This window comes from Actinoplanes aureus, from assembly GCF_015704865.1.
Taxonomy (GTDB): domain Bacteria; phylum Actinomycetota; class Actinomycetes; order Mycobacteriales; family Micromonosporaceae; genus Actinoplanes; species Actinoplanes aureus.
This window is the reverse complement of sequence record NZ_JADQTO010000014.1, coordinates 133,032-147,708: the sequence shown is the minus strand read 5'-3', so window position 1 is coordinate 147,708 and position 14,677 is coordinate 133,032. Positions and strand designations below refer to the sequence as shown.

Sequence of the window (14,677 nt, the reverse complement as noted above, 5' to 3'; positions counted from 1 at the left end):
ATGGAACAACTCGAACTGCCCTCGATCGACTACGCGGCGCTGCTACCCATGCTGATCCTCTTCGGGGCGGCGTGCGTGGGTGTCATCCTCGAGATAGTCGTCCCGCGCAAGGTCCGCAACGGCATCCAGCTCGGGCTGTCGCTGCTCGCCGTCGTCGCGGCGCTGGTCGCGGTGGTGGTGGAACGCGGCACCCGGACGATCACCATCGGCGGGGCGGTCGCGGTCGACGGCCCGACCCTCTTCCTGCAGGGCTCGATCCTCGTGCTCGGCGGCGTGTCGCTGCTGCTGATCGGGGAGCGCACCGTCGAGAAGGGCGGGGCGTTCGTCTCGCAGGCCGCCATCACGGTCGGCTCCAAGAAGGACATGGAGCAGGCCAGCGGGCAGCCCGGATCCACCGAGGTGTACCCGCTGACCACGTTCGCGCTCGGCGGGATGCTGCTCTTCGTGGCCGCGAACGACCTGCTCACCATGTTCGTGGCACTGGAGGTCTTCTCGCTGCCGCTCTACCTGCTCTGCGCGCTCGCCCGTCGCCGGCGACTGCTCAGCCAGGAGGCCGCGCTCAAGTACTTCCTGCTCGGCTCCTACGCCTCCGCCTTCTTCCTGTTCGGCGTCGCCTTCATCTACGGCTTCGCCGGCGGGATCCAGCTGGACAAGGTGCACGCGGCCGTCGCCAACCCGACGCAGAGCCAGGTGCTGCTCTACGCCGGCTTCGGCCTGCTCGCGATCGGCCTGCTGTTCAAGGCGGCGCTCGCGCCGTTCCACGTGTGGACGCCCGACGTCTACCAGGGCGCGCCGACGCCGGTCACCGCGTTCATGGCCGCCTGCACCAAGGTGGCGGCCTTCGGTGCCCTGCTCCGGGTGCTCTACGTGGCGTTCGAGGGGGTGCGCTGGGACTTCCAGCCGGTGCTCGGCACCATCGCGGTGCTCACCATGTTCGTCGGCGCGGTGCTGGCGGTCACCCAGACCGACCTGAAGCGCCTGCTGGCGTACTCGTCGATCGCGAACGCCGGCTACCTGATGGTGGGTGTCCTGGCCCTGAACGACGAGGGCCTCAGCAGCACGATGTTCTACCTGGTCGCGTACGGCTTCTCGGTGCTCGCCGCCTTCGCGATCCTCAGCCTGGTGCGGGACGCCGACGGCGAGGCCACCCACCTGTCCCGGTGGGCCGGGATCGGCCGGAAGAGCCCGCTGCTCGCCGCAACCTTCACGTTCGTCCTGCTCGCCTTCGCCGGTATTCCGCTGACCAGCGGCTTCACCAGCAAGTTCGCGGTCTTCGGCGCGGCCGTCGAGGGTGGCCAGACCTGGCTGGTGATCTTCGGTGTGATCACCAGCATGCTGCTGGCCTTCCCGTACCTGCGGGTCGTGGTGTTGATGTGGCTCTCCGAACCGGGCGAGTCCACCCCGGCGGTCTCGATCCCGGGCTTCCTCACCTCGGCGGTGCTGGGCATCGGCGTGCTCGTCACGCTGGGCCTCGGGGTGGCGCCGTCCCCGCTGATCGACCTCACCCGGCAGGCGGCGGACTTCGTCAGGTGATCCGGCTGTCGTAGGCGAGGGCCCCGGCACCCAGGTGCCGGGGCCCTCGCCGTAACGAAGACGTGTGACGGACGTCGGCGAGTCCATCTAGGATGATCGCTGTGTCAGACGCGTCTGTGCTCCTGTCGCCCGGATCCGCGCTGGTCGCGGACATCGATGCCTACCGAACCTGTGAGTTCGCGACCCTCACCAAGAGCGGCTCGCCAGTCGCCTGGCCGACGTCGGGGATGGTGACGGCGGACGGGACGTTCCTGCTGACCACCTCGCTGGGCTACCCACAGAAGGCGATAAACGTGCGCCGGGACGGCCGGGTGGCGCTGCTCTTCTCCAACCCCACGGCGAGCGGTCTGCCGCAGCCTGACCAGATTCTGGTACGCGGGGTCGCGACCTGCCCCGACGAGGTGTACACCGAGCCCAGCGGCGATCTGGAGAGGCTCTGGAAGCGGCTCATGGAGCGGCAGCCGAGCTCGCAGGCGTACCTGGACTGGCCGATGACCCGGCTGACCGATTTCTACTACATGCGGTTGCTGATCACCGTGACCCCGACCGAGGTCGTGCGGCGGACCCTGCCGGACCCGTCCGGGAGCTCGGCAGCGCTCGCGACCAGCGGTCTTCTCGGCGCGCCGGTGCTGGCCACGTTCGAGTCGGCGGTGCTCACCGCGGTGGACGAGGCCGGTGCGCCGGTCCTGGTGCGGACCACGGTGACCGCGGCGGACGGCGGCTACCGGGTCGCGGTGCCGGCCGATGTCCCGGTCGCTGCCGGACCCGCGGGGCTGCTCGTGCACCGGCACGACGAGCTCCTGTCGAAGCTGTACAACGCCAGTGTGCGCGGCGAGCTGGTGGCCGACGAGCAGGGGTGGCTGCTGAAGCCGGAGCGGCTCGTCGAGCCGGGTGCCACGCACAAGGGCGGGCCGCTCGACCAGTTCCGGCTCGTCCGGGACATCCGGAAGGCCACCAAACGCTATCTGGAACGGCGGCAGTTGGCCCGGCCGGTCATTCCGTGGGACCAGTACCGGGCGATTCGTTCCGCAGCGCGCGCCGCCGCGAAGGGGTAGGCCGGACCACCGCATCAGCCCGGCGGCGGCGCTGGGCGCCGGTGTTCTGCTGAGGTCGCCGGGTGGCCGGGGGACTGTGTGTTGACTCGTACCGTCGCTGTCAAGTTTTTGATCTTGTCGCGTGCCACCCTGGGACGTAAACCGTCGGACCGGTATGGCATCGTGAAAGCGTGGTGAGCACCGGTGATCTGACCCCGCACGAGTTGGCGCTGTCGTCGCTGGGCTTCGACGTGGATCCCGCGATGGATACGTCGGTGTCGGCGATGCTGGCCGCTGTGGATGAGGCGCTGCGTGGCCATGTGGCCAGCGCCGATCCTCTGGTGGCAGAGGCCGCGCGCCATCTCGCCGATGCCGGGGGCAAGCGGTTCCGTCCGTTGCTGGTGGCGCTCGGTGCCCAGTTCGGCGATCCGTCGTCCCCGCAGATCGTCGATGCGGCGAACGTGGTCGAGCTGACCCACCTCGCGACGCTGTACCACGACGACGTCATGGACGAGGCCGCTGTCCGGCGTGGGGCGCCCAGCGCGAACGCGCGCTGGGGCAACTCGGTGGCGATTCTCGTCGGCGACTACCTGTTCGCGCAGGCCGCCGACCTGGCCGCGACACTCGGCACCGAGGCGGTGCACCTTCAGGCGGAGACCTTCGCGCGGCTCGTGCACGGCCAGATCGCCGAGACGGTGGGTCCGCGCGGCAGCGACCCGATCGAGCACTACCTGCACGTCATCACAGAGAAGAGCGCCTCGCTGATCGCCACCGCGGCGCGGTTCGGCGGCCTGTTCTCCGGCGCCCGCCCGGAGTTCGTGGAGGCGCTGGCGGGTTATGGCGAGACGATCGGCATCGCGTTCCAGCTCTCCGACGACCTGCTCGACATCGCGTCGGAGTCGGTGCAGTCCGGCAAGACGCCCGGCACCGACCTGCGCGAGGGCGTGCCGACCCTGCCGGTGCTGTACGCGTTGGCCGACGACGACAGCGACCCCGCCGCGGTGCGGTTGCGCGAATTGCTGTCGGCCGGCCCGATCACCGATGACGCGTTGCATGCCGAGGCGCTGACGTTGCTGCGGGAGTCGGCGGCGATGAAGCGCGCCCGGGAGACGGTGCGGACCTACGCGGAGGAGGCGCGGGCGCGGCTGGCGCCGCTGCCCGCCGGTGAGGCGCGGCGGGCGATGGAAGCGCTCTGCGACTTCATGGCTGACCGTACGGGCTGAGGCGCCCTCTTCTGCCGCCACTGGACCGCCGAACTCTGGTGGCATTCCAATCTGGACGGCGGGTTCGGCGACCGGAAAGACCGGTGTCTAAACAGCTGTCGCCGTGGTAGGCGATGATCGTCTTTGCGAGGCATTCTCGCTGGTGAAAACGGTTCCGCCGGTTGGCTTTTCGGGTGCGCGGATCGAGTCGTCATCTCTCCGCGCGGATGCGCACAGTCCCATTGATCGCACCCGCTGTGTAAATCGATCGTGATCCACATGCATTTGGCATTCCTTCCACGGGCGTTTCTTCATATGGTGTAAGTCCCTGGCCTCGGAGGTAGCTGTGCGTGACCCCCTAGCGGAGCCGTCAGATCTCATCCGGAGCGTGTCGCGCGCCCTGCGCGTGCTGGAGTCGGTTGGACGCGCGCCGCGAGGACTCACCGTGAAACAGATCGCCCGGCGGTGCGAGCTGACCGTCGCGACGACCTACCACCTTGTGCGAACCCTGGCCTACGAGGGCTATGTGATTCGCCGGGAGGACGGCACGTACATCGTCGGTCTGGAGATCGCCGATCGCTATCGGGAGCTGGTTTCCGCCTTCCGCGGGCCGCCCGCGGTCGGCGAGGCGTTACGCCGCGCCGCCCTCGACACCGGCTACAGCCATTACCTGGGCCGCTTCGTCGGCGGCCGGATCGCCGTAACCGCCTCGGCCGAGGGTGCCCGGTCGCCGTTCCTCGACGACATCGCGCCCGGCTTCGACGAGGGTGGGCACGCCACCGCGCTGGGCAAGGCTCTGCTTGCCACGCTCACGCCCGATCAGAGATCCCGCTACCTGCGCGACTACGGCATGCGGGCGTTCACGCCGGCGACCCTGACGACGCCCGAGGCGCTGGAGGCGGACCTCGCCGCCGGGGAGCGGCGCGGCATGCAGATCGAGATGGGACAGTTCCGGCAAGGGCTCGCCTCGGCCGCCGTGATCGTCGTGGCGGATCGGGACATGGAGCGCCGGTTGGTCCTGGCGTGCTCGATGCCCGCCGCCGAGATGCTCACCTCGGCCCGGGTGGTGCGGGCGAAACTGACCGCGGCGGCGCGCAACGTCGCCGAGGCGCTCTCCGGGGGCGAGTCGGCGACCGCCTGACTCTCTGCTTCTGGACCGCCACGTTTTGACGAGGACCGTTAAGGAGCCGTTGAACCTTCGCGTCGTATGCCGCGTACCAAAGACCGGGACAGGAAAAGCCGGTTGGAGGCGAAACGATGCGATGCGAGGACGGGCACGACGACGCCGCCTACGTCCTCGGTGCGCTGTCGCCGGGCGAACGGGCGGCGTACGAAAGCCACCTGGCGACGTGTTCCTTCTGCCGTGAGGCCGTGGCCGACCTGTCCCGGGTCCCGGACATGCTGGACCGGCTGGACGCGGAAGAGTTCGCGCGCCTGTTGGACCCCACACTGACCTCACCCGGACCGCCCGCACGGGGACCCCACCCGCGCCCACGACCACGCGTCCGGGCCTTCCCGATCCGGCTTCTCAGCACCGCCGTCGCAGCGGTGCTGGTGCTTCTGGTCGGCGGCGGCGTGGTGGCGTGGAGCATGGACCGGCAGACCCCGGTCAGCCCGCCGCCCGGCCCGGCGGCCGCGATGTCACCGGTTGAGGACGTCTCCCCGATCACCGCCACGGTGCGCCTCACCAGCACGGCGGGTGGGACGCAGGTGGAGATGGTCTGCTCGTACAGCAAGGCGGCCGATCGGCCGTACACCTTCCGGATGATCGCCTACGGGCCGGACGAGCAGGAAGAACAGCTCGGCTCGTGGCAGGCGAAGCCGGGGGCCACGTTCACGATGCAGGGCGCTACGCACTTCGCTGAGGGCAGCTTGGCTCGGCTCGAGGTCGTGCGGTTCGATGGCAAGGCGATGCTCGAGTACGACTTGCCGGGGTTTGGTTCTGGGGGTTGACGCCCGTCTTCCGGGCTTCTGGTGTGTTCCTGGGGTTCCTTGCGTTCCCGGCGTGCCGGCGGTGCGGGGCAGGCTGTGTTTCGTCAGTGGGCGGGTAGGGCGGCGGCTGGCGGCTCGATGACGACGGCGGCCGCACGGTTCCGTGCCGCGGCGCGGGCACCTCGGATGCCGTCCACGGTGAAGATCATCAGAGCGACCCAGACCAGCCCGAACCCGGCCAGCCGGGCCGGCGGCATCGGTTCGTGGAAGAGCAGCACGCCGCAGGCCAGCTGCAGAATCGGCGCCACGTACTGGAGGATGCCGAGCTCGACCAGCGGCACCCGGTTGGCCGCGCTCGCGAAGAGCAGCAGCGGAATCGCGGTGGCCACCCCGGAGAAGATCATCAGTGCCGTGTGCGTCAACGACAGGTGCCCGAACTCAGCTCCGTCGGACAGGTTCAGCCAGGTCAGGTAGGCCAGCGCAGGAACCGCCAGCACCGCCGACTCGACGAACAGACCCTCCGCCGGCGGCAACGACATCCGCTTCTTGACCAGGCTGTAACAGCCGAACGAGGCCGCCAGCGTCAACGCGATATAGGGCAGCCGTCCGTAGTCGATCGCAAGGATGCCGACGGCAAGCGTGCCGACGCCGACCGCCACCCCCTGCCACAGCCGCAGCCGTTCCCGCAGCACGGTGACGCCGAGCAGGACCACGAACAGCGGGGTGATGAAGTATCCCAGCGCCGTCTCCACCACTCGGGAGGAATTGACGCCGTAGATGTAGGTGCCCCAGTTGACGCCGATCAGAAGTGCCACCACGACGACGCCGCCGAGCAGGCGCGGGGTGCGCAGAATCCGGCCCAGGAACCGCCAGTTACGCATGACGGCGAGCAGCATCGCGACGAAGAGCACCGACCAGAGCACCCGGTGCGCGAGGATCTCGAACGCGGAGGCGGGGCGGAGGAGCTTGAAGTAGATGGGGAAGAAACCCCAGATCGCGCACGCGGTGAAGCCGTACAGGTATCCACGCCGCTCCTCGCTCATGGGTTCACCGTAAGGTCGGTTTACAGGAGCGGTCCTTGCATATGGGCCAGGTCACGAGGCCAATTCGGGGTGGGCGGCTCTTTCGGGCGGGTGGTCGCGGGGGTGTGCATGCCGGGTGGGCTGCTTCGGGGCCGTCTCGGTCTTGCGGTCTGGCTATCGGCTGGTGCGCCTTCGCGTCTCCGAGCCTCGCGCCCGCACTCTGTGCCCCGCGCTCTGTGCCCCGCGCTCTGTGCCCCGCGCTCTGTGCCCCGCGCTCCGCGCTCCGTGCCCGCACTCATGAGCTGTGGGGGCGCCCGGCCGGGCGCCCCCACATGTAGTTCTTGCGGTTCTTGCTGGTCAGTCGCCGTCGGGAACCAGCATGTTGAGCACCCAGCTGACCACACCCACCAGCAGCGCGCCGAGGAGCGCCGCAGGCCAGAAGCTGTCGACGTGGAAGCCGAGGTCGAGCTGGCCGGCGATCCAGCTGGTCAGCATGAACAGCAAACCGTTCACGACCAGTGCGATCAGGCCGAGCGTGAGAACGTACAGGCCGCAGCCGAGCAGCTTGATGATCGGCCGGAGGACCGCGTTGACAAGACCGAAGATCACAGCGACCGCTAGCAGCGTGCCGGCCTTACCGGCCGCGGTGTCGGCGGTGAGGCTGATTCCGTCGATCACCAGGGTCGCTATCCACAGCGATATGGCGGTGATGACCAGCCGGATGAGGATGCCCATGGCAGGGGATCGTGCCACGGCCGGACAAGCTGCGAGTGCAACACCCCGCGATCTTCATCCATCCGCCGCCGAGGAAACCGTCATATCGACACTTATCGCTCAAATTCTGATGAGTGGACGCCTCGCCTCGCCGACCAGTGCCGCTTCGATCTGAGTCTGCGCCAGGGTTGCCCACCGAACGGTACGCCGATTCACCAGCGCGATCATGTCGGGGCGCATTCGGGTCAGGTAGGTAGTCGTCGCCCCAAGGTGTAGCGCCTCGCCGAGCAGGGCGGCTTCCGCCGGGTCGAGCACTTGGAGCACGAGCAGATCGGCTCGGGTCGCCAGGTCCAGGTCGCCGGTCCCGAGGGCGTCCCGCACGACCAGGGTCGTCTGCCAGCGGTCGGCAGCGGAAAGCGGATCGCCGGACGCGGCAGAAAGCGGATCGCCGGATGCAGCGAAAAGCGGATCGCCGGACGCAGCGGAAAGCGGATCGCCGGAAACATCAGAAGGCGGCTCGCCGGAGACGCTGGATCCAGCAGAAGGTGGTTCGTCGAAGACCGGGTGGGCGGTTTCGGCCCGGCCCGTGTCGACGATGGTGAGCGTTGGCCGCAGTGGTGAGCCGGCTGGGATGTCGAGCAGCCGGTTCGGTGGCATCACGGTGATCGACTTTCCGGGCGCGGCGGCGCCTCGCACGAAGGGCTCCCAGGCCTGTGGGCGCGTACTGCGGACAAGCACCCGGGCCCCGGCCGCTATCGCCCGGAACGCCAGCAGCTGGGCGCCGGGAAGACCGCCGACCAGCAGGACAAGAGTGGGCGCGGGCCGGAACAGGCGTGCCTGCACGGAGCGGCCCTGCCGGTTGCGTCCCACCATCAAGCCTGCTGGCACGGCCGGCAGATCCGAGCCGTCGAACGAGTCGCCACTCTCCGCCCAGCCGCCCAGCGGCAGCGTGGCGGTGAGCCCGGGCAGGTGCGCCCCGTCCCACCGCCGCATCCGGAACCCTTCTGCGGCGAGCAACCGGTGTAATGCCTGGACAGTTGTGCTGAGAGCGGTGGCGTCCGTCGCGGCCAGGCGTACCAGCAGGCTGGTCACCCGCCCGGAGGGGAGCTCCGAGGTCACGGCCACTGTCGTAGCGGCCGCCGGCAGGTGTAGCAGCCGGGCGACGAGGTGGCCCGGCAGCGCCTCGCCGGGTCTCGGGCGGCAGCGGAACGTCGCCTGGGTCAGACCGCCCAGCCGGAGGCCACTCCACGCCTCACGTGCGTCGCCGGGATTCCCGGCGTGGGCGAGCTCGGCGATTGCTCGCATCGCCGTGGCGTGGTCCAGCGGCCGTACCGGGAGGCTCGCCAGTCGCCGCGTCAGCCGCCGTCCCAGGCCCAGCAGCCCGCGCCGGAGCTCCTCCTCGGTCCACCCGCCCGTACGCAGCACGCGTACCGCCAGCACCGCGCTGTGATGGCCGAGAGAGCTGCCTTCACAGAGTGCGCGGTACGAGCTTTCGGCCGGCCCGGTCCCGGGCCGGCCGGGTGGGGCCGGGACGCCGGTCAGCACCAGTTGGATCTGGGTCGGAGGCTGATCCTGATCAGTAGCCGGAAGCAGGGTGGCGAGCGACGGGAGCGGTGGCGCCTCCCCGGACGGATCACCGATCTCGAGGAGCAACGTCAACCCGAAGTCGTCGGCGAGCACCGCAGCAGGCGTGCCGGCCAGGTCGGCGGTCGTCATGAGGGTGCGTGGTGCGGCGAAGCGCAGCACCGCCGCGGGTCCGTCGATCCGAGCCGAACGCGTACGAGCGATAAAACGCAGCATGGTGCTCAGCCACCCGAACGCCCAGCGGCCGCGTACGCGTACCCAGGTCAGGGCGAGCAGGCCGACGGCGGAGATCACCGCCACGACCAGCGCCGAGCCGCCCTGGATCGCGCCGATCAATACGGCCACCACGGCGGCCTGGGTGACGATGATCTGATTCAGGCGTACGCCGAAACGTTGTCCACTCCGGACTATGCGCCCCGCGTCCCCGGTCGGCGGCGCCACCACCTCGATGCTCACGTGACCCCCCGTCCGCCGAACAGACATTGATCGTCATGCGCGCCTCATCGTATGGCAGCCGACGTGCCGGCCCGGAGTTATCCACAATCTCGGTGCCGGCGACCGAGTTATCCACAGGCGGCGATCAGGGACTACCGCGCCGAGTCACCGTGCCGCTACCGTCGGCGGGAACTTTCGAACGGCCGATCGCAACGGGCAACGTGCTCGTCGCCGAGCGGTTAACCTAGTGACCCACGTCGATGGATTTGTGGGTCCACATCAGATCCGCGAAGAGAGTGGGGGTGCATCCGCCGATGGCGCAGACTCAGGCCGAAGCCGCGGTGATGGCGAGTACGGCTGCGAAATTCGAACAGGCCAACACCGCGCTGCAGGGCATGCTGAGCACACTGATGTCCGAATTGTCGATGCTCAACGGCGCCTGGAAAGGGCTCGGAGCGAGGGCGTTCGAGCAGGTCAAGACGCAGTACGCGGCAGACCTGAAGAGCCTCAACAACGCGCTCGGGGAGACGGCGGGGGCGATCCGTTCGTCCGGCACCAGCTACGAGGCTGCCGACACCGAGGCCGCCTCTCGCGTCACCCGGACCGGTGGCACCTTCACACTCCCGCTCTGATTCTCCTGGAGGACTTGATGAACGACGGGCTTCTGCTGGTCAACTTCGGTGCGTTGCAGCAGGCGAGCGGCGACATCGAAAAGGCACTGAACGCCCTGCGGTCGCAGCTCGACCAGCTCGAGCGAGACGCCGGTCCGCTGGTGGAGACCTGGGCCGGTGAGGCGCGGGAGGCATATTCGCAGCGTCAGGCCACCTGGCGGGCGGCTTCCGAGGATCTGCAGAACATCCTCCGGCAGATCAAGATCGCGGTGGACGAGTCGGCGGCGGACTACGTCGACACCGAACGAGCGGCTACCGAGCGATTTCTGTGACGAAATGCCGTACCCTCGCGGTCGATCCGTTTGTCCGTTCCGTTGGGGTTGAGGTCGCCCGTTCGCGTAATGGCCGGGGCGGGTGTCACGGCTACCATCGGTTGTTGGATGATCGCTAGGAGCGATCTGTAGGTGCCGTGGCGCCTGCGCGATCTCGTGCCGGGTGCGCCATACTGCCGTCTCGGCTTTCAGCACGCCGCCGCCCATTGTGATTGCGGCCTGACCTTGTAGCGTATACGCGTTGAGTTGGCTCGTTCGCACGCGTGGGGAGAGGTGGACGTGTCCGAGTGGGAACCGGCTACGGACGCCGAGGTCGCGATGCGCGATGCGTTGCGAACCGATGACCAGGAGTCCTACTTCCGCATTCTCGCCGGTGTCGACCTCCTGTTACCAGTTTCAGCCGATGCCCTAGCCGGCCTGGCGCCACTGGGCTGGGGGACGTGGAGCACCGGCGGGCGTACGCACGTGCTCGCATTCACCTCGCAGGAGGCGTTGCGGTCGTGCCTCTCCGACTACACCGGTTCCGCCCGTCGCGTGCCGTATGCGGAGCTGGCCAACACCTGGCCCAACCTCGAATGGTGGCTGGCGGTGAACCCCGGCCTTCCGATCGAGGGATATCTGCCGGCTTGGTTCGTCGCCCAGCTCGCTCGTGGTGACCTGCGCCTGCCCACCCGGGGTCCTGGGCGCGCCCCACACGGCAGCTCGAAGATCCAGGGGCTCGGCGCGGCGGCACTCGCTGGCGGTCGGGGTCCGGAGGCGGCTGGCGGTCCGACGTACGACCCGGCTGCGTCCGGTGCGCCGTCGCCGGCCGCTGCCAGCGCCGGCCGAGAGGCCACGCAGCATCCAGCCGGACCCGCGCACATCTCTCCGGCCGTCGCGCCGATTCCTCCGGTCGGCACACCCGCCTCTCCGATGAGCGCGCCGCCCGCGCCGGCTGTTCCGACTCGACCGGGTGGATTCGCTGCGGCTCCGGGATTCGCCGGCCCTGGTGGTTCCGCTCCGGCCAGCCCCAGCGGGCTGGCAGGCGCTCCGAATGGCCCTGGCGGGCTGGCGGGCGCGCCGAGTGGCCCTGGCGGGCTGGTCGGTGCTCCGGGTGGCCCCGGCGGGCCTGGTGGTTTCGCCGGCGGCCCGGGTGGGCCCGGCAGTTCTGTCGGCGGACAGGCTCCGATGGGACCGGGTGGACTGCCCCAGCGGAGCCCGGGATTGCCGGCACCGAGTGGACTGCCGGGGCGTGCTCCTACTTCCGGCGGTCCCGCAGGCCCGCCGTTGCGGACGCCTCCTTCCGGAGATCCTTCGAGCCTGGTCACCCCGGCGGCGTATCAACCTCCGGCGGTGCCTCCGAGCCCGAGCGGCATGCCGCCGGGCGCAGCGCCTGCCTCCGGTGCGCCGGCTCCCGGACGTCCGGGAGCGGGTCCGGGCATGGCGACGCCGGGCTGGGACAAGGCGGCCATGCCGTTCAACCCCGACCAAGACCCTCGCGGGCCGCTGCAGGACCTGAAGGCGCCGTTGCCGGTGCGGACACCGATGGCCAACACTCCTCCGGTCCCCGAGCACGTCACGCCCTACGATCCGGCTGAGACCTCGTTCGCTCCCAACTGGTCGACGCCGGGAGCCGGGGGATCCGCTACTGGTTCGCCCGCCGGAGGTGCTCGCGAGGCACTGCCCCGGCGACAGCCCGGTCAGTCGGCCGGTGCTGGGCAGCTTTCGAGCATGCCGGGCTTTGTGCCCACCGGTTCGGCGGGCACGGCGCCGCCTTCGTCAGGCTTCGGCCCTGCCGCTTCGGCCTCTACGGCGGGGTTCCCGCAGGGACCGGCGTCACCGCAGGCCGCCGCAGCGCAGGGCGCGCCGGGGCCGACGAGCGGCGCCGGCGGCCCGGGTGTTTCCGGTGGTCCCGGTGTTTCCGGCGGACCGGGTGGTTCTGCCGGACCCGGTGGTTCTGGCGAACTGGGTGGTTCCAGCGGCCCGGGCAGCCCGCTGCCGCGGCGCCAGGTCCCTCCGCCGTCGGAGCGTCCGACCTCGATGGCTGCCGCCGCGCAGGCCCTTGGCTCCGGCCGTCAGCCGGCCCCAAACCAGGCCGGGTACCAGCAGGATCGTCAGCCTCCGGCGGAGAGTGACCGATTCGGCCCGTCCGGCCCGGCACCGTCGATTCAGCCGCACTCCCCGGGAGCGGGTGGCGAACGGCAGCCTGCGCCAGCCGTCAAACCTGCCCTGGTGCCGCCGGTCATTCCGGGCGCTGCTGGTGTCGATCGGAGCGCGCCCGCGTCCGGTGTGTCCGGCTACCCCGGTCAAGACGCGGGCGGCTACGGCCCTGCCGCATCGGCGCCCGGCTACAGCCCGGCTACCCCGGCAAGCCCGGCCGGCGGGTTCCGTCCCGGCGGCGGATCCGGCGCGCCGATCAGCTCCGCTCCAGGAAGTCCTGCGTTCGGTCAGAACTCGCCGATCTCCGGAGCTCCCACTTCGGGCGGCGCCGGGTCCGCTTACGCCTCTCCGGCCCCGGGAAGTCCGGCTCCGGGAGGCCCCGCGCCCGCTCCTATGGGACAGCCTGCGCCCGGCGCGCCGTTCGGCGGAACCCAGCCCGGGCCGTCGTTCGGTGGGGCTCAGGGAGGCTCGTCGTTCGGTGGAGCTCAGCCCGGGATCGGCGGTCCTCAGGCAGGCCCGTCGTTCGGCGGCGCCCAAGCCGGATCCGGGTTCGGTGCCGCTCAAAGCAGCTCCGCGCTCGGCTACGACAATCCCGCGCCTTCCATCCCGGGTATGCCTCCGCAGGGCAGCCCAGCGGCCGCCTACGCGACGCAGGGCTACGGCTCCTCGGCCTTCACCACCCAGGCCCTGTCGATCGGGCCGGGTGGCTACGGTTCGGCCGGCGGGGGCTCCGGGCTCGGCGTCGCGGGTTCGGACACGGGCTCCCGGATTCAGGCCAACGGCCCGGCGCAGCGGAGTCAGGCCGCGGAGGACTTCGTTCCGGCCAACGACGTGGAGCGGGAGCTGCGGGAGGCCGCCGACGCCGGTAACACCGACGTCTTCCTCTCCACGCTGCTGCTGGCAAACGTTCTCGTGCCGGTCGCGAACCACTCCCGTCCGGGCAGCGCGCCCGGTGAGTCCGGCTTCGCGTTCCTGCCCGAGGAGGTCGAGGGCGAGCGCTTCTTGATCGTCTTCACCAGCAAGGACCGGCTCTCCGAGCACTTCGGTGAGCCGACTCGCACGGTCGGGGTGCGGTTCTACGAGCTGATCCGTAACTGGCCCGATCCGGCCTGGTCGTTCGCGGTCAACCCGGGCACACCGGTCGGCGCGAAGTACCCGGGCACGCAGATCATCGCGTTGGCCAACTGGGCCACCGAAGCCGGTCTCGGCGCCGAGCCGGTCGACGGGCCGGTTGCCGATGGCGGGGCGGCGCCGATTCCGGCACCGGAGCCCGCCAGCGATGAGGCGCAGTCGGCGACGGTCATGCAGAAGACCATCTCGGCGGAGCAGGTCGACTACTACCTGGATCGCGGCTACGACCGGGTCGCGGGGTTCGTGCACCGGGCTTCCGAGGTCGAGCATCTGCGTACTCCCGCGGAGCTGTTCGCCGCGCTCGGCCTTTACTTCGACTCCTCGCCGTTCCAGCCGGACGCCAAGGAGGCCTTCGTGCTGCGCTGGCCGGCCTACCGGCCCAGCCTGTACCGGATTCCGTACGGCGGGCAGACCGAGCAGGCGCTGCGGGCCATGGACGGCTGGGTGATCGAGCGGCCGCCGTTCCGGGGCAACGGCTTCGCGCCGGGTGAGGGCCGCGACGTCATCGCCGAGTTCAAGGTGGACAGCGTCCGGCTGCCGCATGGGGCGCAGCTGTGGCGCATCGACGCGGACGGCAACGAGCGGATGCTGGCGATCTTCGACGCGGATGGACCGTTGTGGCGCCGGGTGGGTGAGCACTGATGCGTGACGGCTATGTGGTGACCTGGCAGGGGCAGGAATACGACGCTGCTCCCGAAGGGGACCGGGTCCGCATTTATGCGACAAACCCGGCCGAAGGCTTCCAGGAGGTCAAGCCGGGCCGCTACGTGCGGGTGCTGGAGCCGGACGAGTACGAGGAGATCGCGTACGTGCGGACGCTCTGCACGTGGCGCGGCGAACCGTTCATCGTGCTGGCCGAGGCGGACAGCTGGCTGCGCCTGGAGTACACCGGCGGGCGTGCTCCGGTGGCCCGCCGGCTGGGCCTGGAGGAGTTCGACTACGGCGTGTACCAGGGTTGGGCACCGGCCCACGAGGTCCGCGACCGGTACGAGCACCGCATCTGAGGAC

12 protein-coding genes and 1 pseudogene are annotated in these 14,677 nt (G+C 70.0%); 10 read left to right on the top strand and 3 right to left on the bottom strand.

Going from position 1 to position 14,677, the window contains the following annotated elements; all coding sequences use genetic code 11:
- The 5 genes from nuoN to I4J89_RS27795 all read left to right on the top strand — a co-directional run bounded on the left by nuoN (position 1) and on the right by I4J89_RS27795 (position 5,722).
- Entirely contained in the window at positions 1 to 1,533 is a 1,533-nt protein-coding gene (gene nuoN, locus I4J89_RS27815) for an NADH-quinone oxidoreductase subunit NuoN (protein ID WP_196417035.1), read from the top strand.
- Between the two features lie 101 nt (positions 1,534 to 1,634).
- On the top strand, positions 1,635 to 2,588 hold the full coding sequence (locus I4J89_RS27810) for a pyridoxamine 5'-phosphate oxidase family protein (protein ID WP_309238507.1): 954 nt from the start codon (positions 1,635 to 1,637) through the stop codon (positions 2,586 to 2,588).
- A gap of 242 nt (positions 2,589 to 2,830) precedes the next feature.
- Complete coding sequence (locus tag I4J89_RS27805) at positions 2,831 to 3,790, top strand: polyprenyl synthetase family protein (RefSeq protein WP_196417162.1); 960 nt, start codon at positions 2,831 to 2,833, stop codon at positions 3,788 to 3,790.
- Positions 3,791 to 4,115: 325 nt separating this feature from the next.
- Complete coding sequence (locus I4J89_RS27800; RefSeq protein ID WP_196417033.1) at positions 4,116 to 4,910, top strand: IclR family transcriptional regulator; 795 nt, start codon at positions 4,116 to 4,118, stop codon at positions 4,908 to 4,910.
- Between the two features lie 116 nt (positions 4,911 to 5,026).
- Positions 5,027 to 5,722: an anti-sigma factor family protein gene (locus I4J89_RS27795; protein ID WP_196417032.1), complete on the top strand. Its 696-nt coding sequence runs from the start codon at positions 5,027 to 5,029 to the stop codon at positions 5,720 to 5,722.
- An 83-nt stretch (positions 5,723 to 5,805) separates the two neighbouring features.
- Here I4J89_RS27795 and rarD read toward each other — a convergent pair whose 3' ends face one another.
- From rarD to I4J89_RS27780, 3 genes are all read right to left on the bottom strand, one after another.
- The gene (gene rarD, locus I4J89_RS27790) at positions 5,806 to 6,744 is read right to left on the bottom strand and encodes an EamA family transporter RarD (protein WP_196417031.1); all 939 of its coding nucleotides are present in this window, start codon (positions 6,742 to 6,744) and stop codon (positions 5,806 to 5,808) included.
- A gap of 336 nt (positions 6,745 to 7,080) precedes the next feature.
- The gene (locus I4J89_RS27785) at positions 7,081 to 7,458 is read right to left on the bottom strand and encodes a phage holin family protein (protein WP_196417030.1); all 378 of its coding nucleotides are present in this window, start codon (positions 7,456 to 7,458) and stop codon (positions 7,081 to 7,083) included.
- A gap of 99 nt (positions 7,459 to 7,557) precedes the next feature.
- On the bottom strand, positions 7,558 to 9,477 hold the full coding sequence (locus I4J89_RS27780; protein WP_196417029.1) for a type VII secretion protein EccE: 1,920 nt from the start codon (positions 9,475 to 9,477) through the stop codon (positions 7,558 to 7,560).
- Positions 9,478 to 9,758: 281 nt separating this feature from the next.
- On the opposite strand from I4J89_RS27780, the gene I4J89_RS27775 reads away from it, so the two are divergent.
- The 5 genes and pseudogenes from I4J89_RS27775 to I4J89_RS27760 all read left to right on the top strand — a co-directional run bounded on the left by I4J89_RS27775 (position 9,759) and on the right by I4J89_RS27760 (position 14,673).
- A complete protein-coding gene (locus I4J89_RS27775; RefSeq protein ID WP_373688165.1) occupies positions 9,759 to 10,088 on the top strand; it encodes a WXG100 family type VII secretion target in 330 nt (109 codons plus the stop codon).
- Positions 10,089 to 10,105: 17 nt separating this feature from the next.
- Positions 10,106 to 10,399, top strand: a complete 294-nt coding sequence (locus I4J89_RS27770; RefSeq protein ID WP_196417028.1) for a WXG100 family type VII secretion target — start codon at positions 10,106 to 10,108, stop codon at positions 10,397 to 10,399.
- A 279-nt stretch (positions 10,400 to 10,678) separates the two neighbouring features.
- Positions 10,679 to 11,078 (top strand): annotated as a pseudogene (locus tag I4J89_RS52225) (SseB family protein); the annotation flags it as partial.
- Between the two features lie 2,072 nt (positions 11,079 to 13,150).
- Positions 13,151 to 14,311, top strand: coding sequence for an SseB family protein (locus tag I4J89_RS27765; protein ID WP_230859734.1), 1,161 nt, complete (start codon positions 13,151 to 13,153; stop codon positions 14,309 to 14,311).
- Entirely contained in the window at positions 14,308 to 14,673 is a 366-nt protein-coding gene (locus I4J89_RS27760; protein WP_196417160.1) for a UCP033725 family protein, read from the top strand. The genes I4J89_RS27765 and I4J89_RS27760 overlap by 4 nt, the downstream gene beginning before the upstream one ends.
- The last annotated feature ends 4 nt before the right edge of the window (positions 14,674 to 14,677 follow it).

What these genes read in the sequence shown, in the direction of transcription:
- nuoN (WP_196417035.1), top strand. Translation starts at nt 1, where the DNA reads ATGGAACAACTCGAACTGCCCTCGATCGACTACGCGGCGCTGCTACCC.
- I4J89_RS27770 (WP_196417028.1), top strand. Translation starts at nt 10,106, where the DNA reads ATGAACGACGGGCTTCTGCTGGTCAACTTCGGTGCGTTGCAGCAGGCG.
- I4J89_RS27805 (WP_196417162.1), top strand. Translation starts at nt 2,831, where the DNA reads ATGGATACGTCGGTGTCGGCGATGCTGGCCGCTGTGGATGAGGCGCTG.
- rarD (WP_196417031.1), bottom strand. Translation starts at nt 6,744, where the DNA reads ATGAGCGAGGAGCGGCGTGGATACCTGTACGGCTTCACCGCGTGCGCG.
- I4J89_RS27795 (WP_196417032.1), top strand. Translation starts at nt 5,027, where the DNA reads ATGCGATGCGAGGACGGGCACGACGACGCCGCCTACGTCCTCGGTGCG.
- I4J89_RS27765 (WP_230859734.1), top strand. Translation starts at nt 13,151, where the DNA reads ATGCCTCCGCAGGGCAGCCCAGCGGCCGCCTACGCGACGCAGGGCTAC.
- I4J89_RS27785 (WP_196417030.1), bottom strand. Translation starts at nt 7,458, where the DNA reads ATGGGCATCCTCATCCGGCTGGTCATCACCGCCATATCGCTGTGGATA.